The organism is Enterobacter sp. MGH 24, from assembly GCF_000493015.1.
Taxonomy (GTDB): Bacteria; Pseudomonadota; Gammaproteobacteria; order Enterobacterales; family Enterobacteriaceae; genus Enterobacter.
Window position 1 is genome coordinate 939,172 of sequence record NZ_KI535657.1, and the last position, 25,386, is coordinate 964,557.

The 25,386-nt window shown below is 55.0% G+C and carries 24 protein-coding genes; 15 read left to right on the plus strand and 9 right to left on the minus strand.

From position 1 onward, the window contains the following. Positions 1–2: 2 nt before the first annotated feature. A complete protein-coding gene (gene aaeX, locus L370_RS17360) occupies positions 3–206 on the minus strand; it encodes a p-hydroxybenzoic acid efflux pump operon protein AaeX (protein WP_003860416.1) in 204 nt (67 codons plus the stop codon). A gap of 179 nt (positions 207–385) precedes the next feature. Between aaeX and aaeR the strand changes: the two genes are divergently transcribed. Both aaeR and L370_RS17350 read left to right on the plus strand, forming a co-directional pair. Then, positions 386–1,312 carry an HTH-type transcriptional activator AaeR gene (gene aaeR / locus L370_RS17355; RefSeq protein WP_023309395.1) on the plus strand — a complete coding sequence of 309 codons (927 nt, stop codon included), beginning with the start codon at positions 386–388 and terminating at the stop codon, positions 1,310–1,312. 219 nt (positions 1,313–1,531) lie between these two features. Continuing rightward, positions 1,532–2,146 carry a YagU family protein gene (locus tag L370_RS17350; RefSeq protein ID WP_023333635.1) on the plus strand — a complete coding sequence of 205 codons (615 nt, stop codon included), beginning with the start codon at positions 1,532–1,534 and terminating at the stop codon, positions 2,144–2,146. A gap of 47 nt (positions 2,147–2,193) precedes the next feature. Here L370_RS17350 and tldD read toward each other — a convergent pair whose 3' ends face one another. From tldD to csrD, 8 genes are all read right to left on the minus strand, one after another. Then, on the minus strand, positions 2,194–3,639 hold the full coding sequence (tldD, locus tag L370_RS17345; RefSeq protein WP_023333636.1) for a metalloprotease TldD: 1,446 nt from the start codon (positions 3,637–3,639) through the stop codon (positions 2,194–2,196). Positions 3,640–3,723: 84 nt separating this feature from the next. Then, entirely contained in the window at positions 3,724–7,524 is a 3,801-nt protein-coding gene (gene yhdP / locus L370_RS17340; RefSeq protein ID WP_023333637.1) for an AsmA2 domain-containing protein YhdP, read from the minus strand. Between the two features lie 42 nt (positions 7,525–7,566). After that, positions 7,567–9,036: a ribonuclease G gene (rng, locus tag L370_RS17335; RefSeq protein ID WP_010436156.1), complete on the minus strand. Its 1,470-nt coding sequence runs from the start codon at positions 9,034–9,036 to the stop codon at positions 7,567–7,569. Further along, entirely contained in the window at positions 9,026–9,619 is a 594-nt protein-coding gene (locus tag L370_RS17330) for a Maf family protein (RefSeq protein WP_023333638.1), read from the minus strand. The genes rng and L370_RS17330 overlap by 11 nt, the downstream gene beginning before the upstream one ends. A 9-nt stretch (positions 9,620–9,628) precedes the next feature. Further along, positions 9,629–10,117 carry a rod shape-determining protein MreD gene (gene mreD, locus L370_RS17325; RefSeq protein ID WP_023309399.1) on the minus strand — a complete coding sequence of 163 codons (489 nt, stop codon included), beginning with the start codon at positions 10,115–10,117 and terminating at the stop codon, positions 9,629–9,631. Then, positions 10,117–11,133, minus strand: coding sequence for a rod shape-determining protein MreC (mreC, locus tag L370_RS17320; RefSeq protein ID WP_023309400.1), 1,017 nt, complete (start codon positions 11,131–11,133; stop codon positions 10,117–10,119). The genes mreD and mreC overlap by 1 nt, the downstream gene beginning before the upstream one ends. Before the next feature lie 62 nt (positions 11,134–11,195). Next, positions 11,196–12,239, minus strand: a complete 1,044-nt coding sequence (gene mreB, locus L370_RS17315) for a rod shape-determining protein MreB (protein ID WP_000913396.1) — start codon at positions 12,237–12,239, stop codon at positions 11,196–11,198. Positions 12,240–12,521: 282 nt separating this feature from the next. Further along, entirely contained in the window at positions 12,522–14,462 is a 1,941-nt protein-coding gene (gene csrD / locus L370_RS17310; RefSeq protein ID WP_023333639.1) for an RNase E specificity factor CsrD, read from the minus strand. A 183-nt stretch (positions 14,463–14,645) separates the two neighbouring features. Between csrD and L370_RS17305 the strand changes: the two genes are divergently transcribed. The 13 genes from L370_RS17305 (at position 14,646) to L370_RS17245 (ending at position 25,341) form a co-directional block, all read left to right on the plus strand. Then, a complete protein-coding gene (locus tag L370_RS17305) occupies positions 14,646–15,620 on the plus strand; it encodes an acrylyl-CoA reductase (NADPH) (RefSeq protein WP_023333640.1) in 975 nt (324 codons plus the stop codon). Positions 15,621–15,697: 77 nt separating this feature from the next. Then, positions 15,698–16,699 carry a protein-methionine-sulfoxide reductase catalytic subunit MsrP gene (gene msrP / locus L370_RS17300; RefSeq protein WP_023333641.1) on the plus strand — a complete coding sequence of 334 codons (1,002 nt, stop codon included), beginning with the start codon at positions 15,698–15,700 and terminating at the stop codon, positions 16,697–16,699. Beyond that, complete coding sequence (gene msrQ, locus L370_RS17295; RefSeq protein ID WP_023333642.1) at positions 16,700–17,299, plus strand: protein-methionine-sulfoxide reductase heme-binding subunit MsrQ; 600 nt, start codon at positions 16,700–16,702, stop codon at positions 17,297–17,299. It begins immediately after the preceding gene. 234 nt (positions 17,300–17,533) lie between these two features. Continuing rightward, entirely contained in the window at positions 17,534–17,986 is a 453-nt protein-coding gene (aroQ, locus tag L370_RS17290) for a type II 3-dehydroquinate dehydratase (protein WP_023333643.1), read from the plus strand. A gap of 21 nt (positions 17,987–18,007) precedes the next feature. Then, the gene (gene accB, locus L370_RS17285) at positions 18,008–18,469 is read left to right on the plus strand and encodes an acetyl-CoA carboxylase biotin carboxyl carrier protein (RefSeq protein ID WP_010436174.1); all 462 of its coding nucleotides are present in this window, start codon (positions 18,008–18,010) and stop codon (positions 18,467–18,469) included. Between the two features lie 10 nt (positions 18,470–18,479). Continuing rightward, positions 18,480–19,829: an acetyl-CoA carboxylase biotin carboxylase subunit gene (gene accC / locus L370_RS17280; RefSeq protein ID WP_023333644.1), complete on the plus strand. Its 1,350-nt coding sequence runs from the start codon at positions 18,480–18,482 to the stop codon at positions 19,827–19,829. Between the two features lie 108 nt (positions 19,830–19,937). Continuing rightward, complete coding sequence (locus L370_RS17275) at positions 19,938–20,180, plus strand: YhdT family protein (RefSeq protein ID WP_023333645.1); 243 nt, start codon at positions 19,938–19,940, stop codon at positions 20,178–20,180. Then, positions 20,170–21,621 carry a sodium/pantothenate symporter gene (gene panF / locus L370_RS17270; protein ID WP_023333646.1) on the plus strand — a complete coding sequence of 484 codons (1,452 nt, stop codon included), beginning with the start codon at positions 20,170–20,172 and terminating at the stop codon, positions 21,619–21,621. Before L370_RS17275 ends, panF begins: the two co-directional genes overlap by 11 nt. A gap of 11 nt (positions 21,622–21,632) precedes the next feature. Further along, positions 21,633–22,514 (plus strand): 50S ribosomal protein L11 methyltransferase, encoded by an 882-nt coding sequence (gene prmA, locus L370_RS17265; RefSeq protein ID WP_023333647.1) that lies wholly within the window; start codon positions 21,633–21,635, stop codon positions 22,512–22,514. A 128-nt stretch (positions 22,515–22,642) separates the two neighbouring features. Continuing rightward, the gene (locus L370_RS17260; protein ID WP_032639768.1) at positions 22,643–23,383 is read left to right on the plus strand and encodes a carbonic anhydrase; all 741 of its coding nucleotides are present in this window, start codon (positions 22,643–22,645) and stop codon (positions 23,381–23,383) included. A 330-nt stretch (positions 23,384–23,713) separates the two neighbouring features. Continuing rightward, positions 23,714–24,679 (plus strand): tRNA dihydrouridine synthase DusB, encoded by a 966-nt coding sequence (gene dusB, locus L370_RS17255; RefSeq protein WP_023309409.1) that lies wholly within the window; start codon positions 23,714–23,716, stop codon positions 24,677–24,679. A gap of 23 nt (positions 24,680–24,702) precedes the next feature. Next, positions 24,703–24,999 carry a DNA-binding transcriptional regulator Fis gene (fis, locus tag L370_RS17250; protein ID WP_000462905.1) on the plus strand — a complete coding sequence of 99 codons (297 nt, stop codon included), beginning with the start codon at positions 24,703–24,705 and terminating at the stop codon, positions 24,997–24,999. A 177-nt stretch (positions 25,000–25,176) separates the two neighbouring features. After that, positions 25,177–25,341, plus strand: coding sequence for a DUF2556 family protein (locus tag L370_RS17245; RefSeq protein ID WP_008502862.1), 165 nt, complete (start codon positions 25,177–25,179; stop codon positions 25,339–25,341). The last annotated feature ends 45 nt before the right edge of the window (positions 25,342–25,386 follow it).

Below are 25,386 nucleotides of genomic sequence, written 5' to 3' on the forward strand. Positions count from 1 at the left end.
CCTCAGACAAACATGCGCGATATCAGGTAAAACAGGCAGCAATACAGCGCGGTATTGAACAATGCAGGGTGCCAGACGAAATCGTAGATCCCGGTAGGGACCAGCACCTTGCGCACCAGCCAGAAGATCGCCAGTGATAAAAGAAGCTCGAAAAATATCGGTGGGAACGACAGACCGAACACCACGATAACGGGAAACAGACTCATGTTGACCTTGATAAGAGAGAGTGCAGGCTTCAGAATTTTTAAGCGCACGCCACCGCAGGAGAGCAAGAAACGCCGGGCGAGAATGGCGCAGCCGTTATGTAATTAATAATATATTAACGTAACTGTTATGCTGTTATCTATAATATGTGATCTAAATCACTTTTAAGCCAGAGTGAACAATGGAACGTTTAAAACGCATGTCGGTCTTCGCCAAAGTGGTTGAACTGGGCTCTTTTACCGCCGCTGCACGCCAGCTTCAGATGAGCGTCTCATCCATCAGCCAGACGGTGTCCAAACTGGAAGATGAGCTTCAGGTCAAGCTGCTCAACCGCAGTACCCGCAGCATTGGGCTGACGGAAGCGGGCAAAATTTACTATCAGGGCTGTCGCCGCATGCTGCTTGAAGTGCAGGATGTTCACGAACAGCTCTATGCCTTCAACAACACCCCCATCGGCACGCTGCGCATCGGGTGTTCTTCAACTATGGCACAAAATGTTCTCGCTGCCATGACGGCGGATATGCTGAAAGAGTATCCCGGGCTTACCGTCAATCTGGTGACGGGTATCCCGGCACCGGACCTGATTGCCGACGGGCTGGACGTGGTGATCCGCGTCGGCGCGTTGCAGGACTCCAGCCTGTTCTCGCGACGGCTGGGCAGCATGCCGATGGTGGTCTGTGCATCGAAAAGCTATCTGGCGCAGTACGGCGTTCCGGAGAAACCCGCCGATCTCACCAACCACTCATGGCTGGAGTACAGCGTGCGGCCCGATAATGAATTCGAGCTGATTGCCCCGGAAGGGATCTCCACCAGGCTGCTGCCGGAAGGACGGTTTGTCACTAACGATCCGATGACCATTTCGCGCTGGCTGGTGGCCGGCGCCGGGATCGCCTACGTGCCGCTAATGTGGGTGATCAACGAGATCAACAGCGGCGTGCTGGAGATCCTCTTCCCGCGCTACCAGTCCGATCCGCGTCCGGTGTACGCCCTGTATACCGAAAAAGACAAGCTCCCGCTCAAGGTACAGGTGTGTATTAACTATCTGACCGAGTATTTTGTGGACGTGGCGGAACTGTTTCAGGGGATGCGGGGAAGAAGAAAGGAATAATCGATTTAACGCCGAAAGTATATGAGTGATGAATATTTCCGGGATGCAACCCCTCTGCATTCTGGAATATTCCTTCGCCACTATCAGGAATAGCTAATTGACACTGCTGCCGCCTGCCCTTTACCTTATAAAAAGCCTGCCTTTCGGGCTGTTATTAATTTGTTGCTGATTTGAATAATAAAATGTATTTCGCAGGATGACGTTAAACAAGGAAAAGAAATGAATCTATTTGAACAAACTCCGCCTTCACGCAGGCGCTATGGACTCGCCGCGTTCATTGGTTTAATTGCAGGGATTGTCTCCGCGTTTGTCAAATGGGGAGCCGAGGTGCCGCTTCCGCCACGCAGCCCCACCGATTTATTCACCGGCGCATGCGGGCCTGAGCAATTATTAAGAGCCGCTAGCCAGATTGACTGTTCTCGTAATTTTTTAAACCCTCCCTATGTATTTTTACGCGACTGGCTGGGCGTGGCCGATCCTAACGCGGCGGTTTATACATTTGCCGGACATATATTTAACTGGGTTGGCGTGACGCATATTATTTTCTCAATCGTCTTCGCTGTTGGTTATTGTGTCGTTGCTGAAGTCTTCCCGAAAATTAAACTCTGGCAGGGTTTGCTCGCGGGTGCGTTGGCTCAACTCTTTGTGCATATGATCTCTTTCCCGCTGATGGGCCTGACGCCACCGCTGTTTGAGCTACCGTGGTATGAACACGTTTCAGAGATCGTGGGCCATCTGGTCTGGTTCTGGTCGATCGAAATCATTCGTCGTGACTTGCGTAACCGCATCACTCACGAGCCGGATCCTGAGATACCGCTGGGTAGCTTACGTTAAAAAAAAGGCGCTACATCAGTAGCGCCATTTTTTTATGCAGGGTCAGGTCAGGCTGTACCGCCCACCGTCAGGTTGTCCACTTTCAGCGTTGGCTGACCCACGCCAACCGGCAGGCTCTGGCCCTCTTTACCGCAGACGCCTACGCCGTTATCCAGCTTCAGATCGTTACCGACCATGGAGATCTGCTGCATGGCTTCAATACCGGAGCCAATCAGCGTCGCCCCTTTCACCGCTTTGGTCACTTTGCCTTTCTCGATCAGATACGCTTCTGAGGTGGAGAAAACAAACTTACCGGAGGTGATGTCCACCTGGCCGCCGCCAAAGTTTGGTGCAAAGATACCGTAATCAACGGATTCGATAATCTCCTGCGGCGTGGATTTGCCCGGCAGCATGTAAGTGTTGGTCATGCGCGGCATCGGAAGGTGCGCGTAAGATTCACGGCGTCCGTTGCCCGTCGGCGCTACGCCCATCAGGCGCGCGTTGAGTTTGTCCTGCATATAACCTTTCAGCACGCCGTTTTCGATCAGCACATTGTACTGGCCTGGCGTACCTTCATCGTCGATAGAAATCGAGCCGCGACGATCGAGCATGGTGCCGTCATCCACCACGGTGCACAGTTCCGAGGAGACAAGCTGCCCGATCTGACCGCTGAACACGGAGGTCCCACGACGGTTAAAGTCGCCTTCCAGGCCGTGGCCCACCGCCTCGTGCAACAGCACGCCCGGCCAGCCAGCGCCCAGCACCACCGGGAATGAACCCGCCGGCGCCGCGACGGCATTCAGATTCACCAGCGCCATGCGTACGGCTTCTTTTGCCCACGCGTCAGCGCGTGCTTCACCGTCAACATCGCCCAGGAACCAGTCATAGCCGAAACGACCGCCGCCACCGCTTGAGCCGCGCTCGCGTTTGCCGTCGTCATCGACCTGCACGCTAATAGAGAGACGCACCAGCGGACGTACATCTGCCGCCAGGGTACCGTCCGTTGCCGCAACCAGAATCAACTCATACACGCCGCTCAGGCTGGCAGAAACTTCCTGCACGCGTTTGTCCGCCGCGCGGGCAACTTTGTCCACGCGACGCAGGATATCCAGCTTCTCTTCACGGCTCATGCTCTGCAGCGGATCGATGCTGGTATAGAGCGCAGAGTGCTGCACTTCTCCCAGGGTTTTCACGCGGCCATCGCCGGTATCACGCACAATGGTCCGTGCGGCCTGCGCGCTCTGCTCAAGTGCGGTGAGGCTTATCTGATCGGCATAGGCAAAACCGGTTTTCTCGCCGCTGATGGCGCGGACGCCGACGCCCTGGTCGATGTTGTAGGAGCCATCTTTGATGATGCTGTCTTCTAAAACCCAGGATTCGTGATAGCTCGACTGGAAATAGAGATCGCCGTAGTCGAGACGGCGTTCGGTCAGTTGACCAAGAATGGAGAACAGGTCCTGATGGCTCAGGCCGTTCGCTGCGAGCAAATGTTCACTTACCAGGTTCAGACTCATCGTATTGCTACTCGTTCGTTGCCGCCCGTGGCGGTATAAAAATCGTATTTATTGAGAGTGAGGCAATTACCTGCCCACGTCAAATCATTGCTGTGCATCTTTGCGCGGCTGGCGCAGCACCTCGTTAATCTGCGGTTTATCCACCGGACCGGTAATGCGGTAGCGCAGAATGGAGACCTTGCTCCAGAGTGGACCCAGCACTTTACTGGCGGCAAACACCGCCGCACCGACTATCGGGTTCACCACAAAGGCCGCCGCAACGCCCACGCTTGCGGAAATTTCCGGCGCTACCACGGCTTCCATATCCAGCTCGCGGCGCACGAGGTTGACGGAGCCTTTCATGGCGATATCCGCTTCCAGGCCATCCACCAGCGTGTCGTCCGTGTGCAGAACGCCGTCCTTGATCCACGCCGTACTGCGGATGGAATCGTAGTAGAAACCTTCGCTGAAGGTATCGCTGAAATCGAAGCGCAGCTTGCGCAGCAGCGCATCAAAACTCAGCAGGCGCAGGATCTGCCCGGCGCGCCCGGTGCTCACGTCGGCAATTTCACCTTTGCCAAAGTGGGTTTTCAGAATGCCGTTCAGCGAGGCCTCATCCGGCCTCCATGGGGCGTCACGCCAGTGAAGATCGTAATCGACGTCAAATGACGAGCCGCGCAGCGGCGTGCTGATACCAAAGAAATTGGCTGCCGCATCCAGCTTGTTGCCTTTAATGTCGCCCTTTAGGGAAGTTCGCTGCTCGCCCGGGTTATTCACCCATTCTCCTGCGGCCGTCATGCGGCCAAAACCGGTATCGACCAGCCCACCGGTGAGCGTTAGCGAGTTTCCATGAATAGCAAAATCACCGTCAATACGGCCATATTTCTGCCCCCACAGCCAACACTCCGCACAGCGCAGCTGGAGATCGGGCCAGCCGCTAAAATCGATGCGGGATGTCTTACTCAACGGCGATGTCCCTGCCGGCTGGTCTTTTCCGCTCGCGCTTGCCGGGTTGTAGTAGAGATAGCGGATCGCCGCCTGCCACGGCGCGTGATTGCGCATGGTCAGCGTGCCGTTGATCTCCCTTCCCTGGGCCTCCACCTTCGTGCCGTTAGCGCCAGGCTGCGAGACAATGCTCAGGTTGTTCCACTGCTGTCCGCCCAGCATCAGAGAAGGCGTACGTACGGTAATGGCTTGCGGGAACTGGGCGGTTTCATCAACGTTTTGCCCAACGCCTTTCTGGAAAAGCGCCAGCCACTCTGCACCGTCCATCGGTGGGAGATTCAGCTCAATGCCCGGCTGCTCCGGCAGCGGCGGCGTGGAGCGGCTATCCGTTGTCCAGATGGCTTTGTCGAGGGTGAGCTTGTGATTAAGCAGCCAGCGGCTGTTGAAGTGGTTTGTCCCACCCGCGCTGCCGGTCAGCTCGAAGCTGTTCAGGTTGCCATCGACGTTCAGCTTTACCGGCAGCGGCTGTCCGGCCTGTTTATCCAGCGGCGCAGGCAGCTGGCTCTGAAGGTTTTTCAGATCGCCCGTGATGTCGACCTTATACCGGGCACCCGCATGATAAGGCAGGTCGATTGCCACTTTACCCTGCCAGGTAACCGCCCCCTCCACTGACGCCTCAATTGGCTTTGGCAGGACGTCCATACGCGCTGGCTGCCAGTTGCCATCCAGATTGACGGCCACCTGATAAGCCTTTTCACCCTCGGTAGTCGTGAAGTCAATATTAACGGGCTGATTAAACCAGCTCGCCGTAAGCGGCTCGCTCTTAAGGTTACCGTTCTCAAAGCTGAACTGCCCGCTGAGATTTTTCAGCGTGCTCTCAAGGGGTTTGATGAACAGACTGTTGTTCTTCAGGTGGACATCGCCTTTGGCGGTGGTCATCTCCCCGTCCAGCGGGATATCAAGATGTAAGCGAGCATTCACATCGCCATCAAGCTGCAGCTGCTGAAGCGTCGCCGCTAGCGACTCTTTCAGCGGCGTCTCTTCAAAGTACGGTCCCACCGCTTTGCCGGGACCGTTGATGTCGGCATCAATCAGCAGCTTCTCTTTTGAGTAGTCCGGGATGTTGGCCGTCAGGTTGCTGGCCGTCACGCCGTCCAGCGCCACGCTGTCGGACTTCATCCATAGTCCGTCATTGAGGAAGTTGAGTTCGATATCCAGGTTTTTCAGCGCGGGCCAGCCGGGCTGGAACGCAAAGGTCGCGTTATGCAGCGGCACCAGCACCTGGAACTGGCCTTCATTATGTTTGTACGGGAAAAGATGCGGATTACCGCCGTAGACCAGCGTGGCATTGTCCGCCTGACCGCCCTGAATCGCGCCGCTGAGATAGTCCACCAGCGCTTTTCCCATCAGGTTTTCCGGGAAGTAGCGCCAGGCCTGAGAGCCGTCATCGGTGCTGATCCCCGCCAGAATGCCGAGCCACGGCTCATCACCTTCAGGCTGCATATAGCGGAAATCACCGCGCGCATGCACCGCTTTAGCTTTCACATCGATATGGCGGCCATCAAGCTGGAAACCCTTGTCGTTACGGAGCCAGTTAAGCACCGCGCTGCCCTGTTCGATTTCCAGCGGCGCGCGGAAGACCGTCTCGTAAGGCATTTTGGCATCGTGCATATCAACCGTCAGCCTGCCGTTTTCCACGCTGCCTTCCAGCTTGCCGCTAAAGTGCTCTGCCCCCGGCAGCAGCTTCCACTGCTTCCAGGCAAGATCTTTCCAGGTTGCCTGGAAACGGGTTTTTTCCGTCGCCTGAAGCGGGATATCCAGCGCCAGGGCGTCTATTTTCCCGCTCGGCTGCGTTGCCAGCCAGATCTCGCCCAGGTCCGGAGATATCTTTGCCGCCATCGAGCGCAGGCCTTCAATGGCAGCCAAATCGAGGTTGCTGGCGCGGATGCGCAGCTCGTCGCTGCGTTTACTGGCCGTGCCGCCGACATCCTGCTCCGGCATCCAGGCCAGCGTTAGCGCACCGCGCGGCCACGGCTTGTCGTCCATGGTGATGCGGGTATCGGGAATGGCAAACTGCCAGCCCTCTTTCTCCTGCGTCACGTGCGCGGTGAGGTTATCGACGGAAAGCTGATGCTGCTGTTTTTCACCTTTCCAGCTTGCGCCCCCCTGCTTGAGCCAGATATCGCCGCTGGCAAATTCGCCTTTGGTCAGAGTCAGCCAGCCTTCAAGGCTGAAACGGGCTGTCTCCAGCTGCATATTTTGCTGGATCCAGTCGCCCAGCCACGGCTTCACGTCCACATCATCGGCCTGAAGCCAGACTTTGCCGTTGTTTAGCAGGCCGTCATCGTCCCGCAGATCCATGCGCACCTGCATCACGCCGTGCTGGCCGTTCAGGCTTGAGAGATTGACTTGCCCTTCGGCGCGGTGCCGATCCTTGCCGTTGAGCCAGGTCAGCTGGGGGATCGCCAGTTCGGCGCGCTGGCCGGAAAGGGTAATAAAGCTCACTTCGCTGTCGCGCAGATCGAAATGATCGAACTGGCGGAGGAAAAGATCGCTGAAGCGGTTGGCCTCAAGACCCTGACCGCTATCGCCGCCAGACAGCGGCGTATTGGTCAGAAACTGGAGTTGATAAAAGGTGAGATCGCGAAACTGCCAGCGAAGATGCAGCAGGCTTTGCCAGACGTCCAGCGCCAGAGTCACGCGTTTGATTTTGAGATGGCCGCCATCTTTCAGGCTGGCGTTGATATCCCGGACATCGAGCGTCGGGCCAAAATTCTGCCAGTTAGCGCTAATCTGGCTTACATTCACCGGCACGCCGGTGGTGGATTCGATTTTAGCCAGCAGCTGCGGACGCCAGCTGTCCAGATGCGGTAATACGAGGCGTAGCCCGCTCACGAGCAACGCGACAATCACGACCAGCGTTGCCCCTGTAAGCAATAAAATCCCCGGCAATCGCCTCACGCATCTCTCCTTGTCAGCTTTTGTCACGCAGCGTACTGCGTCTTACATCATCACGACGTCAAACTGCTCCTGGTTATAGAGCGGTTCAATTTGTACTTTTACCTGTTTGCCGACAAAGATTTCCACTTCCGCCAGCGCGTGCGACTCTTCGCCTTTCAGCGCTTCAGCCACCGCAGGGGAAGCATAGACCAGAAAACGATCGGAGTCGTAGGCATGATGAACACGGACGATTTCACGCATGATTTCATAGCAGACGGTCTCAACCGTCTTTACCGTTCCGCGTCCATGGCAGGTTGGGCATTCATTACACAGCACATGCTCAACGCTTTCACGGGTACGCTTACGCGTCATCTCCACCAGCCCCAGCTGTGAGAAGCCGTTGATGCTGGTTTTCACGCGATCTTTACTCAGTGCCTGCTCAAGCGAGTGCAGCACGCGGCGACGATGGTCTTCATTGCTCATATCAATGAAGTCGATGATGATAATGCCGCCCAGATTGCGCAGACGAAGCTGGCGCGCAATCGCCTGCGTGGCTTCGATGTTGGTGTTGAAGATGGTGTCATCCAGGTTGCGATGGCCGACAAACGCGCCGGTGTTAATATCGACGGTGGTCATCGCTTCGGTCTGATCGATGATCAGATAGCCGCCTGACTTCAGCTCGACCTTACGCTCCAGCGCGCGCTGGATCTCGTTTTCGACATCATAGAGATCGAAAATCGGCTGACGCCCTGAATAATGCTCCAGCAGGCCAGGCATCTCCGGGATATATTCGGCGGTAAATTCCAGTAGCGCTTCATAGGTCAGGCGCGAGTCCACGCGAATGCGGTCGAGCTGCGCATCGGCAAAGTCACGCAGAACGCGCTGAGCAAGCGCCAGTTCACCGTAAAGCTGGTAGCGGGTCTGGTTGCGTTTTTTACGCTCCATCACCTTGGTCCAGACGCGCTTCAGGTAAGCCGCATCCGACGCCAGGTCTTCTTCGCTGATCCCTTCCGCAGCGGTACGGATGATAAACCCGCCCTGTTCATCGCAGTAGGCGCTGACCACTTTCTTCAGACGCTCGCGCTCGGTTTCGCTCTCAATACGCTGCGAAACGCCCACGTGCGACGCGCCGGGCATAAAGACCAGATAGCGGGAAGGTAAGGTGATGTCGGTGGTCAGACGGGCGCCTTTGGTACCGAGGGGATCTTTCACCACCTGCACCATCAGATCCTGTCCCTGACGTACCAGTTCAGAAATATCGCGCACGGCAAACTGCTTTTGCTCTTCGCCCGCAACGCACTCGGTGTGCGGCATGATATCGGAGGCATGTAAAAACGCCGCCTTATCCAGTCCAATATCTACAAAAGCCGCCTGCATACCCGGCAGTACACGACTGACACGACCTTTGTAGATATTGCCTACTATTCCGCGCCGCGCTTCACGCTCAATATGAATTTCCTGAAGAATGCCACCATCAATATAGGCCACACGGGTTTCCGATGGCGTTACGTTTACCAACAATTCAGCCGTCATAATTATCCCTTCCCTCACGCAGTGAGTTAAAATTGCTCAGCAACTCATACGTTTCCACCAGCGGTAAGCCGACTACGGCGTGATAGCTGCCATTAATCTTCCTGACAAAACAGCCACCCAGCCCCTGAATACCGTATGCACCTGCTTTATCCATTGGTTCACCGCTGGCAATATAAGCGGCAATGTCGTCGTCGGTAAGTACTCTGAACGTCACTTCTGTCACCACCAGGCAATCCAGCACGTGCTGGCTGTCAGCCAGCGCGACGGCCGTCATCACCTGATGCGTATGTCCGGACATTTTGCGCAGCATGTGCGCCGCATGATCGGCGTCGCGCGGTTTCTCCAGCACTTCACCGTTCAGAATAACGATGGTATCTGCTCCCAGCACGGGGAGATCGCGTGGCACACTGGCCACGCCCGCCTGCGCTTTCTCGCGTGCCAGGCGAGACACGTACTGTTGAGCGCTTTCGCCCTCAGCACGTTTTTCTTCAATGCCGGTCACGATGCGTTCAAAAGAGACCCCTAGCTGCGTCAGGAGTTCCTGACGGCGCGGGGAGCCGGAAGCGAGATACAAAGACGTCATAGAAACCTTTTATTGCACAGCAAACTGCTGGCGAACCTTCCGCATCAGCAGGAATAACCATGGCCAGAGCACACCGTTTACTACACTACTCCAGAACACTTCCGGTCGGAAAGAGACGTTGATCACTAAAAACTCTGCCCAGAAAACAACGATATCCGCCGCGAGCGACAATAACATCACCACCAGGGCCTGTTGCCAGAGCGCAAGGTTTCGAAAGAGCTGGAATTTGAGTGCGACGAGGTACGCAATTATGCTCATGGACAAGGCGCGCACGCCAAGCGTAGAGCCACTAATGAGATCCAGTATGGCACCCATCACGAAACCTGTGCCGACATTTACGCGATGCGGCAGGGCAAGGATCCAGTAAAGTAAAATGAGCAATACCCAGTTTGGCCGGAAAACGAGAATGTCATCCGGCCAGGGCATCACTTGCAGTAACAGTGCGATGAGAAACGAGAGCCAGATGACCCAACGTCCCTGGCTACGATAACTTGCCACTACTGCCCTCCCGAAGAGAGTTTAGGCGGTGGCGGCGCATCCGGCAGCGGCTGCGTTAACCCTGTTGCCGGTGCCGGTACTGGCGCAGGCGGCCCCATGGAATCCGCAGGCGGGAGAACCTGCGGCATCATCTGCATCAGGCGCTCGTTTGCTACGCGATGCACCTCTTCAGGCGTCATCGGATTAGCACCGTTACGATCGGCGCCCCACAGCAGCAGCAGATAGCGCAGACGCTGCAAACCGGCGGTTGGACGCGCCTGAATCACAGTATAGGCACGCTGAGTATCCAGCTTAACTGAAGAGACCACCGCAACCGGATAGCCTTCAGGGAAGCGTCCACCCAGGCCAGACGTCACCAGCACGTCGCCCACGCGAATATCCGTGTTAGCCGGCAGGTGTTCCAGCTGCAGGTCGTCCGTACAGCCGTTACCGGCCGCAATCACGCGAATATCGTTGCGCAGGACCTGGATCGGCAGCGCATGTGTGGCATCGCAAATCAGCAGCACGCGGCTGGTCAGTTTGGCCACGGCAACAACCTGGCCCACTACGCCTTTATCACTGATAACAGGCTGACCTTCATACACCCCGTTCACGCTCCCCTTGTCGATCACAACCTGATCGCTGTAGGGGTCGTTCACGGTGGAGATCACCTGCGTGACCATTTTCTGCTCATCCTGACGCAGCGGCGAGCCGAGCAGTTCACGCAGACGCGCGTTTTCCTGCTTGTATTGCCCCAGCATCAGCAGTTCGCTGTTTTTCAGCAGCAGTTCCTGACGTAAGGCCCGGTTTTCGAGTTCGAGTTGGTCGCGCGAAGACAGCGTTTGAGAAACGGAGTCGAGCAGTTCACGGGGACCATTTGAAACAAAGTAGAAAGGACTGACGGCGGTATCCATGTACGTTCTGATCTGGCTGAACGTACCGAGGCGGCTATCGGCAATAATGACCCCAAGCGCAACCAGAACCGCCAGAATGAGGCGAAACTGTAGCGATGGGCCACGGCTAAAAATTGGCTTCATAGGCTATGCGTATTCTCGCGTCAGAGAGAAAGGGTAGCAAATTGCTACCCTCTCAAACTCGACTACTCTTCGCTGAACAAATCGCCGCCGTGCATGTCGATCATTTCCAGCGCCTTGCCACCACCACGGGCGACGCAAGTCAGTGGATCTTCTGCAACTACGACAGGAATACCTGTCTCTTCCATTAACAGGCGGTCGAGGTTACGCAGCAGCGCACCACCACCGGTCAGAACCATACCGCGCTCGGAGATATCGGACGCCAGCTCTGGTGGACACTGTTCCAGCGCAACCATTACCGCGCTCACGATGCCCGTCAGTGGTTCCTGCAGTGCTTCCAGAATTTCGTTGGAGTTCAGGGTAAAACCGCGTGGAACACCTTCAGCCAGGTTACGACCGCGAACCTCGATCTCACGCACTTCATCGCCCGGATACGCAGAGCCGATTTCGTGTTTGATACGCTCTGCGGTGGCTTCACCGATCAGAGAGCCGTAGTTACGGCGCACATAATTAATGATGGCTTCATCGAAGCGGTCACCACCGATACGTACGGAAGAGGAGTACACCACGCCGTTCAGAGAGATAACGGCCACTTCAGTGGTACCACCACCGATATCCACCACCATAGAACCGGTAGCTTCGGAAACAGGGAGGCCAGCACCGATGGCCGCAGCCATTGGCTCTTCAATCAGGAACACTTCACGTGCACCTGCACCCTGGGCAGATTCACGGATTGCGCGACGTTCTACCTGGGTTGCGCCAACCGGCACACACACCAGAACACGCGGGCTTGGACGCATGAAGCTGTTGCTGTGAACCTGCTTGATGAAGTGCTGAAGCATTTTTTCAGTCACGAAGAAGTCGGCGATAACGCCGTCTTTCATTGGGCGAATGGCGGCGATGTTGCCAGGGGTACGACCCAGCATCTGCTTCGCGTCATGACCCACTGCGGCCACGCTTTTCGGCGAGCCTGCACGATCCTGACGAATGGCCACAACAGAAGGCTCATTCAATACGATGCCTTGTCCTTTTACATAAATAAGGGTATTCGCGGTACCCAGGTCAATGGACAGGTCATTGGAAAACATGCCACGAAATTTTTTCAACATACTAAGGGATAATCCTGAAAGCTGGGGCGGAAAACAAAATCCGCTTACTTTACCAACCACACGCAGCAGCGACAAGGCGCAAAAATCATCTGCAACGGTGAAAATTTGTGCAGTACGTTTCCTGATGTTACAAAATCATCCCCTGACTCCCTCAGGGCTGAGTAAACAGTAGCGTTCCCCACTGACGTTTGTAACCCGTTAAAGGTCGTTCACTGGCTTTTTGCTCGACATACTCAAAGCTACAGGCGCGATATTCTACGTGAAAACAGCGTAAACGGCAGGTCAAACAGAGTATCTTTGCAAATATTTTTTCACGTTGGTGTCAAGCGGTTGAGAGGCAGCAAAAAAATCCCCCTGACCACCCATCACACCACGCTCTGTTAACATTTGCCATTCGCTTCTGGAGCGCACGCCTGCGGCAAATACTTGTGTTCGCGTTCCCTTGCATGCTTCGACCAGACTCTGAACCAGCAGCTGGTTTTCCGTCCGCTTCTCAATATTCCTTACCAGCCCCGGATGTAGCTTTAATAACTCCACATCCAGCTCCTTGATCCAGTTGGTACTGACCAGGGTTAAACCTGCCTGCGTCACCGCGACACGCGCACCCAGCGCATTGATCAAACGTACCACAGGACGTAACCGGCTGATGTGTTGACCTACGTCGGCCTCAGCAAGTTCAAAAATAATGTGTTTGCGTTGCGATTTTTCGCATTGCATTAATGTATCACGTAGCCAGCGCTGAAAACGTGGGCGTATTAACGACTCCACGGTGACCTGTAACGCCAGGTTTTCTTCAGGCCAGAAGGATAAAAACGGAATCAGCCGGGTAATTTGCTGGCGGTCATACTCTTCGGACAGGCCAAATTGCAGCACCATCGGCAGATATTCCGCCGAGATAACCTCTTCCGTGCCGTCAAAAATACGACACATCAGTTCACGATGATGAACGTTGCCGTTTTTCATCACCGCGGGTTTTTGATAAATACGTGGCCCGCCGCGGCTAAGCATTTGCTCAATCAGCGTGCGCCAGCGCACGTTGCCGCGCCCTTTTTCCGGCAGCGAGTCATCATAAACCGCCCACCCGTTCGCCCCCTGCAACACGGCGTTGCGGGTAGCGGCTTCCGCATGCTCCATCACCTGCTCCGTGGATTGCCCGCCACGCCAGGCGCAGATCCCCATGTGGACCATGTCGTCTCTGTCGAGCATTTTGCTCTGCGGCAGTGCATCCACCGCCTTCAGCAGCTGGCTGGCGATGCTCTCCGATTCCTTCAGCGTACGATGCGGCAACAATACGGCAAAGTCGCTGCGGTGATAGCGGGCCAGCAGCGCGCCCGGGTAGCGCATAATAAAGGTGGAGAGCAGGTTGATCAGCGTAAAGAGGTTTTCTTCCGCGACCCGCTGTCCCCAGGTGTCGCGCAGGAGATCGAAATCGGGCAGGCGAATCATCATCACTACCCCGTGTGTCCCCACTTTTTCTGAATCGTCGAGCAGCGTGGCGAGCTGATTATCAAAGAAAAGACGGTTGTTAAGGCCGGTTTTATTGTCCTGCGCCGCATAAGAGCGGATAAGCGTATCCATACGGCTGCGCTGGTCGCTGGCAAACTGGATTTCGGAGAGCAGGGTATCCAGCGCGCTGCTGGCGCGTGACGGCCACTCGTGGACGGAACCACGGACCTGCGGGCCGCGTTCACCGTTAAGGATCCGCACAGAGCGCATCTCCAGCAGTTCCTGACCGGAGAGCTGGCGGCGCAGCCAGCGAACCGCGAGAAAGATCAGCAGGACGATAAACGCAACGGCGACGGTGAGCGGCGCGGTGGTCATCATGGAACGGAAGTAGCTCGCCATCGGATCGAGGTAGACCATGTGTATAGTCATCCCCGGATTTTTGAGGGAGTGCACCGTCACTTCCCGGTACTGGCTCACCACACCCGCAGGCCGGTAACTTCCCTGACGCTCATGGCTTAAAACGCGATGCTTTCCCTGCTGAATGTCGATCTGGACAATATCAACAGGTACCATCAACTCATCGAGCTCGCGGGACAGCGCCGGCAGCGGCGTCGTCAGCAGACGCGTATCAATCACCGATGCGACAGACTGTACCCGGTTGACCAGCTTGTCCTGAATGGCGTTGTAAAAGCTCAGCGAGCAGCCCAGTAGCGTGACAAAAATGGTCAGCCCCGTCAGCAAGGTGATAAAAGCCGAGAACTTCGTCGTTAATCGCATCCTTGAGATTACTCCGTGGGTTGATGGGGGTAGCGAGTAAGCGCTAACTTGCATTTCAAATGCGGCATACTACCAAATCGGGTGTATCTGGCAATTTATTGCGTTAAATCGGCACTGCGTTTCCCTGAGCGAGTATAGTCTTCAGAAATTATTTTCCAATCATCTGAGTCGAGAGGACCCCGTATGCAGGCTTTGATCTTAGAACAGCAGGATGGCAAAACGCTTGCCTCAGTGCAGGCGGTAGAAGAGAGTCGCCTGCCGGAAGGCGAAGTAACCGTCGACATCGACTGGTCCAGTTTAAATTATAAAGATGCGCTGGCGATTACCGGTAAGGGTAAAATCATCCGAAATTTCCCTATGGTGCCAGGTATTGATTTCGCTGGCCGGGTTCATACCAGTGAAGATCCGCGTTTCCATGCGGGCCAGGAAGTGCTGCTTACCGGCTGGGGCGTAGGTGAAAATCACTGGGGCGGGCTGGCAACGCAGGCGCGCGTGAAGGGCGACTGGCTAGTGCCAATGCCGAAAGGTATGGATGGCCGCAAGGCGATGATTGTCGGCACGGCAGGTTTTACTGCCATGCTGTGCGTAATGGCACTGGAAGATGCAGGTATCCGCCCTGAGTCGGGTGAAATTGTCGTCACCGGCGCCAGCGGCGGCGTGGGCAGCACGGCGGTCACGCTGCTGCACAAGCTGGGTTATCAGGTCGCTGCGGTTTCCGGCCGTGAAAGTACCCATGACTATCTGCGCCAGCTCGGCGCCAGCCGCATTCTGAGCCGCGACGAATTTGCCGAAACCCGTCCGCTGGAAAAACAGGTCTGGGCAGGGGCGGTGGATACCGTCGGTGATAAGGTGCTGGCAAAAGTCCTGGCGCAGATGAACTACGGCGGCTGCGTGGCAGCCTGCGGTCTGGCGGGCGGATTTGCCCTGCCAACCACCGTGATGCCATTTATTCTGCGTAACGTACGACTGCAGGGTGTGGATTCCGTGATGACCCCGCCGACCCGTCGCCATGAAGCCTGGGAACGACTGGTGCGCGATCTGCCTGAATCTTTCTATACCCAGAGCGCAACGGAGATAACCCTGAGCCAGGCACCGGAATATGCCAGTAAGATCATGGACAACCAGTTCCACGGTCGCGCGCTGGTGAAAATCGCCTAATCTTCAAATTTTCGTGACATATTCGCGCGAATCCCTCTCCTCCGTCATGCTTAGGAAAACGCATGACGGAGGATGCCATGAAAAACCGAAAACTGACGGAAGCCGACGTAACGTCTGAGTCTGTCTTTATGTTACAGCGCCGCCAGATCCTGAAAATGCTCGGCATCAGCGCCACTGCCCTGACGCTCTCTCCGGCGGCGCACGCCGACCTGCTCGACTGGTTTAAAGGCAACGATCGGCCAAAGGCCCCTTCCGGTGCCCCGCTCACCTTTACGAAACCCGCCCAATGGCAAAACAAACTGACGCTCACGCCGGAAGATAAAGTCACCGGCTACAACAACTTCTACGAATTTGGGCTCGATAAGGCCGATCCTGCCGCGAACGCGGGAAGCCTCAAAACCGATCCGTGGACGCTGAAGATTGATGGCGAAGTGGCAAAACCCCTGACGCTGGACCACCACGATCTCACCACCCGTTTTCCCCTCGAAGAGCGAATCTATCGCATGCGCTGTGTGGAGGCCTGGTCGATGGTGGTACCGTGGGTTGGCTTCCCGCTGCATAAACTGCTGGCGATGGTTGAACCCACCAGCAACGCAAAATATGTCGCTTTCCAGACGCGCTATGCGCCGGACGAAATGCCCGGGCAGAAAGATCGGTTTATCGGCGGCGGGCTTGAGTATCCGTATGTGGAAGGGTTGCGCCTCGACGAAGCCATGCATCCCCTTACCCTGCTGACCGTCGGCGTTTACGGTAAGGCGCTCCCGCCGCAGAACGGTGCCCCCATCCGTTTAACCGTTCCGTGGAAATATGGTTTCAAAGGGATTAAATCTATCGTCAGCATTAAGCTTACCCGCGAACGTCCACCAACCACGTGGAATCTGGCGGCTCCGAACGAATACGGCTTCTTTGCCAACGTGAATCCGCATGTGGATCATCCGCGCTGGTCGCAGGCAACCGAGCGGTTTATCGGTTCAGGTGGAGCGCTGGACGTAAAGCGTCAGCCGACGCTGCTGTTTAACGGCTATGCGGATGAAGTGGCCTCGCTTTACCGTGGTCTCAATTTACGGGAGAACTTCTGAGTGCGTTTAACGGCAAAACAGATTACCTGGCTGAAAGTGCTGCTGCACCTGGCCGGGCTGCTTCCTTTTATATGGCTGTTCTGGGCCGCCAGCCAGGGGCTCTTTAGCGCAGATCCGGCAAAGGATATCCAGCACTTTACCGGTCGGATGGCTCTGAAATTTTTGCTGGCCACCTTGCTCGTCTCGCCGCTGGCGCGCTACGCTAAACAGCCCTTCTTGATACGCACCCGTCGGCTGTTAGGGCTATGGTGTTTTGCCTGGGCGACGCTGCATCTCACCAGCTATGCCCTGCTGGAACTGGGAATTAACAATCTGGCGCTGCTTGGCCGCGAACTGGTGACACGTCCTTATCTGACGCTGGGTATCGTGAGCTGGGTGGTTTTACTGGCGTTAGCGCTCACATCCACTCAATATGCTCAACGAAAACTGGGCAGGCGCTGGCAACTGCTGCACAACTTCGTCTATCTTGTCGCGATCCTCGCCCCCATTCACTACCTGTGGTCGGTGAAGATCCTCTCCCCGCAGCCGGTCCTTTATGCACTGGCGGCCGTGGCGCTTTTAGCATGGCGTTACAAGAAGTTCCGCCAGTGGTGGCGATAGTTCGCGAAACTGTGCGTTTTCCCGCAGATTCCCCGTCAACCGCAAATCTTTTTCGGATAGCGGTTGATTATCTTCCCTGATAAGACCAGTATTTAGCTGCTAAATGCTACGAAATCGTTATAATGTGCGACCTTGGTTCGCCTGACAGCGGTTTTAAGCCTCTGAAAAGGTGACATTTGCGCTTCGACGGTATATTTTGTTTTTTACCAGAGAATCGCAGGAGATAGCGGCATAATGACTGATAAATTCCATATCTTAGTTTTGAACGGACCGAACCTGAACATGCTCGGCACCCGTGAGCCAGAGAAGTACGGCACGCTAACATTGGGTGAAATTGTTAACCGTCTGGGAACGGAAGCAGCGTCACTGAATGTGGATTTGGATCATTTTCAGTCAAATGCGGAGTACGCACTCATCGACCGTATTCATCAGGCTAAAGACAATGTGGACTATATCCTGATCAATCCGGCCGCGTTTACGCACACCAGTGTTGCTATCCGCGACGCACTGCTCGCGGTGAGTATCCCGTTTATCGAGATCCACCTGAGTAACGTGCACGCCCGAGAGCCGTTCCGCCACCACTCGTATCTGTCAGATATCGCTGCTGGCGTTATATGTGGACTGGGCGCTGACGGCTATTCATACGCTTTACAGACAGCGGTAAAACGCTTGTCACAATCACACTAAACAAGAGTACGGAACCCACTCATGGATATTCGTAAGATTAAAAAACTGATCGAGCTGGTTGAAGAATCAGGCATCTCCGAACTGGAAATTTCTGAAGGCGAAGAGTCTGTACGCATCAGCCGTGCAGCCCCAGCCGCTAGCTTCCCGGTAATGCAGCAAGCTTATGCTGCGCCAGTGCAGCAGCCTGCGCTCTCCGCAGCCGTTGCGCCAGCAGCTGAAGCCGCACCTGCCGCTGCAGCAGAAATCAGTGGTCACATCGTACGTTCCCCAATGGTTGGTACTTTCTACCGCACCCCGAGCCCGGACGCGAAGGCGTTCATCGAAGTGGGTCAGAAAGTCAACGTAGGCGATACCCTGTGCATCGTTGAAGCGATGAAAATGATGAACCAGATCGAAGCAGACAAATCAGGTACTGTGAAAGCGATTCTGGTCGAAAGTGGTCAGCCGGTTGAATTTGACGAGCCGCTGGTCGTCATCGAGTAACGAGGCGTACATGCTGGATAAAATTGTTATCGCCAACCGCGGCGAGATCGCACTGCGTATTCTTCGTGCCTGTAAAGAACTGGGCATCAAGACCGTCGCTGTGCACTCAAGCGCGGATCGCGATTTAAAACACGTATTGCTGGCGGATGAGACGGTCTGTATTGGCCCGGCTCCGTCCGTAAAAAGCTATCTGAACATCCCGGCTATCATCAGCGCCGCTGAAATCACCGGCGCGGTGGCAATTCATCCGGGTTACGGCTTCCTCTCTGAGAACGCCAACTTTGCTGAGCAGGTTGAACGCTCTGGCTTCATCTTCATCGGCCCGAAAGCCGACACTATCCGCCTGATGGGCGACAAAGTGTCGGCGATCACCGCGATGAAAAAAGCCGGCGTTCCAACCGTACCAGGCTCTGACGGCCCTCTGACCGACGACATGGATGCTAACCGTGCTCATGCTAAACGCATTGGCTACCCGGTTATCATCAAGGCGTCCGGCGGCGGCGGCGGTCGCGGTATGCGCGTTGTGCGCAGCGATGCTGAACTGGCGCAGTCCATCTCCATGACCAAAGCAGAAGCGAAAGCCGCTTTCAGCAATGACATGGTGTACATGGAAAAATACCTGGAAAACCCACGCCACATCGAAATTCAGGTGCTGGCTGACGGTCAGGGTAACGCGATCTATCTGGCAGAACGTGACTGCTCCATGCAGCGTCGTCACCAGAAAGTGGTCGAAGAAGCACCAGCACCGGGCATTACCCCAGAGCTGCGTCGCTACATCGGCGAGCGTTGCTCCAAAGCGTGTGTCGATATCGGCTATCGCGGTGCAGGTACCTTTGAGTTCCTGTTCGAAAACGGGGAGTTCTATTTCATTGAAATGAACACCCGTATTCAGGTTGAACACCCTGTTACCGAAATGATCACCGGCGTTGACCTGATCAAAGAACAGCTGCGTATCGCTGCAGGCCAGCCGCTGTCCATCAAGCAGGAAGAAGTTGTGGTGAAAGGCCATGCGGTAGAGTGCCGTATTAACGCCGAAGACCCGAACACCTTCCTGCCAAGCCCGGGTAAAATCACGCGTTTCCACGCGCCGGGTGGCTTTGGTGTGCGCTGGGAGTCTCATATCTACGCCGGTTACACCGTACCGCCGTACTATGACTCAATGATCGGCAAGCTTATCTGCTACGGCGAAAACCGTGACGTGGCGATTGCCCGCATGAAGAATGCCCTGCAGGAGCTGATCATCGACGGTATCAAAACCAACGTTGATCTGCAGATGCGTATCATGAGCGACGAGCACTTCCAGAATGGTGGAACCAACATCCACTACCTGGAGAAAAAACTCGGTCTTAACGAGAAGTAAGACTGCTCTCACGCGAAAAGGCCGGATTATCCGGCCTTTTTTATTTCTGGGGCCAGGAAAGCCTCATCATGTACAATCCCCGCTTTCTTCATCCACAAGGGACAAAAAATGGACAAACGTTTTGTTCAGGCCCATAAAGAAGCGCGCTGGGCGCTGTGGCTGACCCTTCTCTATCTCGCAGCATGGTTAGTGACTGCTTACTTACCAGACTCCGCTATGGGCATCACCGGCCTGCCACACTGGTTCGAAATGGCCTGCCTGCTGGTACCGCTGGTGTTTATCGTGCTGTGCTGGGCAATGGTCAAATTCATCTATCGCGATATTCCGCTGGAGGACGATGATGCAGCCTGAAGTGATTCTGCCGCTTATCGCTTACTTGTTGGTGGTGTTTGGTTTATCCGTTTACGCCATGCGAAAACGCACAACAGGCACGTTTCTGAACGAGTATTTCCTCGGCAGCCGCTCAATGGGCGGCGTCGTCCTGGCCATGACGCTGACCGCGACCTACATCAGCGCCAGTTCGTTTATCGGTGGACCGGGCGCAGCCTATAAATACGGGTTAGGCTGGGTGCTGCTGGCGATGATTCAGCTGCCTGCCGTCTGGCTCTCGCTGGGTATACTGGGAAAGAAATTTGCCATTCTGGCGCGCCGTTATAATGCCGTGACGCTCAACGATATGCTGTTTGCCCGCTATCAGAGCCGTTTACTGGTCTGGCTGGCCAGCTTAAGCCTGCTGGTGGCCTTTATTGGCGCGATGACGGTACAGTTTATCGGTGGAGCTCGCCTGCTGGAAACGGCTGCGGGAATTCCCTACGAGACGGGCTTGATCATCTTCGGAGTCAGCATTGCGCTGTATACCGCGTTTGGCGGATTCCGTGCCAGCGTGCTGAACGATACGATGCAAGGCCTGGTGATGCTTGTTGGCACCCTTGTTCTGCTGGTGGGCATTGTGCATGCTGCAGGTGGCCTGAGCCACGCCGTCGAAACACTGGAAGCCATCGACCCGAAACTGGTCTCTCCGCAGGGCGCGGATGACATTCTTTCGCCAACCTTTATGACCTCGTTCTGGGTGTTGGTGTGCTTTGGGGTCATTGGCCTGCCGCATACCGCCGTGCGCTGTATCTCTTATAAAGACAGCAAAGCCGTGCACAGAGGTATCATTATCGGCACTATCGTCGTCGCAATCCTGATGTTTGGTATGCACCTGGCGGGCGCCTTAGGTCGGGCAGTTATTCCTGACCTTACCGTACCCGATCTGGTCATCCCAACCCTGATGGTTAAAGTGCTGCCGCCATTTGCAGCCGGGATCTTCCTCGCCGCACCGATGGCCGCCATTATGTCGACCATCAACGCTCAGCTGCTGCAAAGTTCCGCTACGATCATTAAAGATCTCTACCTGAACCTGCGTCCTGAGCAGGCAGAGAATGAACGGCGCCTGAAGCGCATGTCGGCCGTTATTACCCTGGCGTTAGGGGCTTTGCTGCTGTTAGCCGCGTGGCGACCGCCGGAGATGATCATCTGGCTGAACCTGCTGGCATTTGGTGGGCTTGAAGCGGTATTCCTGTGGCCGCTGGTGTTAGGGCTCTACTGGGAGCGCGCGAATGCCGCCGGTGCGCTGAGCGCTATGATTGTCGGCGGCGTGCTTTACGCCGTCCTTGCAACGTTTAAGATTCAGTACCTGGGCTTCCATCCGATTGTCCCTTCGTTACTGCTAAGTTTACTGGCGTTTGTAGTGGGGAACCGTTTCGGTCAGCCCGCGCCACAACCCGCTATGATTTCTACTGATAAATAAAGAGTTTTGCCATGCCGTGGATCCAACTAAAACTGAACACAACCGGCGCTAACGCCGAGGAACTGAGCGATGCGCTGATGGAGGCCGGCTCGGTCTCTATCACCTTCCAGGACACGCATGACACGCCGGTCTTTGAGCCGCTGCCGGGCGAAACCCGCCTGTGGGGTGATACCGACGTTATTGGCCTGTTTGATGCCGAAACCGATATGAAAGAGGTCGTCGCGATTCTGGAGAATCATCCTCTGCTGGGCGCGGGCTTTGTGCACAAAATCGAACAGCTGGAAGACAAAGACTGGGAACGCGAATGGATGGATAATTTCCACCCGATGCAGTTCGGCAAACGTCTGTGGATCTGCCCAAGCTGGCGCGACGTCCCGGACGAGAATGCGGTCAACGTGATGCTCGACCCGGGTCTGGCGTTTGGTACCGGTACTCACCCCACCACGTCCCTGTGCCTGCAGTGGCTGGATGGTCTGGATCTGGACGGTAAGACAGTGATCGATTTCGGCTGTGGATCCGGGATCCTCGCGATTGCAACCCTGAAGCTGGGCGCGGCAAAAGCCATCGGGATCGATATCGATCCGCAGGCGATTCAGGCCAGCCGCGATAATGCCGAGCGTAACGGCGTCTCCGATCGTCTGGAGCTGTATCTGCCGGATGCTCAGCCAGACGCCATGAAAGCCGATGTGGTGGTCGCAAACATTCTGGCGGGCCCACTGCGCGAGCTGGCCCCGTTAATCAGCGTGCTGCCCGTTGAGGGCGGTCTGCTCGGGCTTTCCGGTATTCTGGCAAGCCAGGCTGTCAGCGTGTGTGAAGCCTACGCCGATCTCTTTGCTCTTGACCCGGTAGTGGAAAAAGAAGAGTGGTGCCGCATCACCGGCCGTAAAAAATAAGCATTTGGCGTGGTCATCTGACCACGCCTTTCCTCCTCTGATAATCCTCTCTCCCCAGGTTATTCTTCGGTAAAATAACCATACAAATCATGTTGATTTGTATTACAAAAATTCACCGGAAGAATATGATGAAACACATTACAGGCAAGGCAGCGCTGCTGGCGCTGAGCATGATCTCGGCTTCAGCATGCGCATCACACTGGAGCTACGAAGGGGAAGGTTCGCCGGAACACTGGGGCGAGCTGGACGAGGCATACAAGACCTGTCAAAGCGGAATGAACCAGTCTCCCATTAATATTGATTCGACCGCAAACGCCCATCTCTCCCCGCTACAAACCCACTACGTTGATGGCCCTGTTACGCTGACAAACAACGGCCATACCATTCAGGCAAGTGAACAGGCTGACACCCGCGATACCCTTTCCCTTGATAAGCAAACCTGGACGTTACAGCAGTTCCACTTCCACGCGCCGAGCGAAAACACCGTTCATGGCAAGAAATATGCAATGGAAATGCACCTGGTTCATAAAAATGCCAGTGGGGAACTGACGGTGGTGGCGGTCATGTTTGATAAAGGAGCCGCAAACCCGGAGCTTGAAAAACTGTGGCGCGTTATGCCTCAGCAGGCCGAGCAAAATGTCTCCATCAAACAGGATCTTAACCTGAACAAACTACTGCCAAAAGATAAAACGTACTGGCGCTTTAGCGGTTCATTGACCACCCCTCCGTGTTCAGAAGGCGTCACCTGGATTGTGCTTAAACAGCCCCTGACCGTTTCTGCAGAACAGCTTGATAGATTCACCCATACAATGCATCACGATAATAACCGTCCGGTACAGTCACTGCATGGGCGCGTTGTGGTCGAATAAGACGCATTTTTCGCATGACGATCATGTTCTAAAATGCGACGCAGATCGCAAAGAAGTGGGAAAATCTGCTGCTAAAAACAGCAGATTATCCCGCTTCAGCGACGCATTTATTCAGAAATGATGAGAAGTTACGGGAAATTGTAAGCGCCTATAAAATAACCATTATCATATAACATAATGATTTAAATGATGATTAATTTTGAATGGAATGATTGAGCGGCGATTCCTTGATCTACAACAGTGGATTGTTCAAAGTTTGGCCTTTCATCTCGTGCAAAAAATGCGTAATATACGCCGCCTTGCAGTCACAGTATGGTCATTTCTTAACTCATGCGCATCGGACACCACCAGCTTAGAAATCGCCTGATCGCAGCCCCTATGGCAGGTATTACAGACCGGCCATTCAGGACGCTGTGCTATGAGATGGGAGCCGGTTTAACCGTATCCGAGATGATGTCGTCTAACCCGCAGGTTTGGGAAAGCGATAAATCCCGCCTTCGGATGGTGCACGTTGATGAACCAGGTATTCGCACCGTGCAAATTGCCGGAAGCGTGCCTGAAGAGATGGCAGATGCCGCGCGGATTAACGTGGAAAGTGGTGCCCAGATTATTGATATCAATATGGGGTGCCCGGCCAAAAAGGTGAATCGCAAGCTTGCAGGTTCAGCCCTTCTGCAATACCCCGACCAGGTGAAAGCTATCCTGACGGCGGTTGTCAGCGCAGTGGACGTTCCTGTTACGTTGAAGATTCGCACGGGTTGGTCGCCGGAACACCGTAACTGTGTAGAGATTGCCCAACTGGCCGAAGACTGTGGCATTCAGGCCCTGACCATTCATGGACGCACTCGCGCCTGTTTGTTCAACGGTGAAGCTGAATACGACAGCATTCGGGCAGTTAAGCAGAAAGTTTCCATTCCGATTATCGCGAATGGCGACATAACTGACCCGCTTAAAGCCAGAGCTGTACTCGACTATACGGGAGCTGATGCTCTGATGATAGGACGTGCAGCTCAGGGAAGACCCTGGATCTTCCGGGAAATCCAGCATTATCTGGACACTGGGGAGCTGCTTGCCCCGCTGCCTCTGGCAGAGGTTAAGCGCTTGCTTTGTTCGCATGTTCGGGAACTGCATGACCACTACGGCCAGGCAAAAGGGTACCGAATTGCGCGTAAACACGTCTCCTGGTATCTCCAGGAGCACGCTCCAGATGACCAGTTTCGGCGCACATTCAACGCCATAGAGGATGCCAGCGTACAGCTGGAGGCGTTGGAGGCATACTTCGAAAATCTTGCGTAATGAAATAAAGAGCTGACAGAACTATGTTCGAACAACGCGTAAATTCTGACGTACTGACCGTTTCTACCGTTAACTCTCAGGACCAGGTAACTCAAAAGCCCCTGCGTGACTCGGTTAAACAGGCACTGAAGAACTATTTTGCTCAACTGAACGGTCAGGATGTTAATGACCTGTATGAGCTGGTACTGGCTGAAGTTGAACAGCCACTGTTGGACATGGTGATGCAATACACCCGCGGTAACCAAACCCGCGCTGCGCTGATGATGGGTATCAACCGTGGTACTCTGCGTAAGAAACTGAAAAAATACGGCATGAACTGATACTAATCAGTTAAATGCTTGTTTAAAAAGGCGCTCTTCGGCATGGGGAAGCGCCTTTTTTATTACCTGTGCCTCTCCGTCAACGCATTGTAAACCTTCGCTTATCCCGCTTTTCAACCACGGTTTTTCGTGTATATTTCCCCCACCTTACTGGCGTTCTTCCCGCGGAATGACACAATGATTCGTAAATACTGGTGGCTGGTTGTCTTTGCAATCTCCGTTCTCATTTTCGATGCACTCCTGATGCAGTGGATCGAACTGATGAGCACCGAAACCGATAAGTGTCGCAATATGAACTCCGTCAATCCGCTGAAACTCGTGAACTGCTCCGAGCTCGACTAACCGCCCGATTGCGCCAGCCCCCCGTTATTACCCACTAAAAACGGG